The following is a 783-nucleotide window of genomic DNA, read 5'->3' as shown; positions in this document are numbered from 1 at the left end:
ATTTTGCTTCCACGAATATTAGATGAAGCAGAAATAGAGGAAAGCAAGAAAATTTGTGAAAATCTAACAAAAAAATTTAATATTAATAAATTGCTAAATAAAAAACCATATGAGTTATCTGGTGGAGAAAAACAAAGGGTTGCCATTTGCAGAGCATTAATTAATAATCCTCAAATTATTTTAGCAGACGAACCTACTGGAAATTTGGATTCAAATTCTTCAGAAGTTGTAATGCGTACTTTGGAAAGCATAAATGGAGAAATGGGAAAAACAATTCTTTTGGTAACTCACGATCCTATGATTGCTAGTTTTTGTAAAAGGATTATCTTTTTAAAAGATGGACAAGTAATTGAAAATTTGAAAAGAGCTGATAATAAGGAGATGTTTTATCAAGAGATATTAAAGAGGATGAAAAATTTATAAAATAAGCAAAAGATAAGATATAATAATTTTATGTTAATATAAAATTATATATGAAATATGTATAATGGCTTGATATATTAGACTCGAAGAATGATATTTCATTTATTGAGTGGTGCGAATTGTTTGCGGATCAATATAAATTAAAAAAGCTTGTGATGGGTGAAGAAATTTAAGGGAGTTAGAGTTTTATGGCGTAGTAGTTTAATTGCTACGCCATTCTTTTTTGAGCATGAATAAGATATTGGTTTTATAGGACTAAATATTCTAGTTTATAAATAAAGCTTTAGAATTTATCGAAAATATAGAGTGAATCAAATTATTATATGGTAAGCGCTTAGTTTTTGGGTAACTAGATATTCG

The 783-nt window shown here is 27.3% G+C and carries 1 protein-coding gene; it reads left to right on the top strand.

Going from position 1 to position 783, the window contains the following annotated elements:
- A partial coding sequence (locus NCY30_RS14965; RefSeq protein WP_250818889.1) for an ABC transporter ATP-binding protein occupies positions 1-423 on the top strand: 423 nt, incomplete at its 5' end.
- Positions 424-783: the final 360 nt, after the last annotated feature.

This window comes from Dorea sp. MB18-49 (genome assembly GCF_023669465.1).
Lineage (GTDB): Bacteria > Bacillota > Clostridia > Lachnospirales > Lachnospiraceae > Dorea_A > Dorea_A longicatena.
The sequence above is the reverse complement of the archived record's forward strand: the minus strand, read 5'-3'. Positions and strand labels throughout refer to the sequence as shown.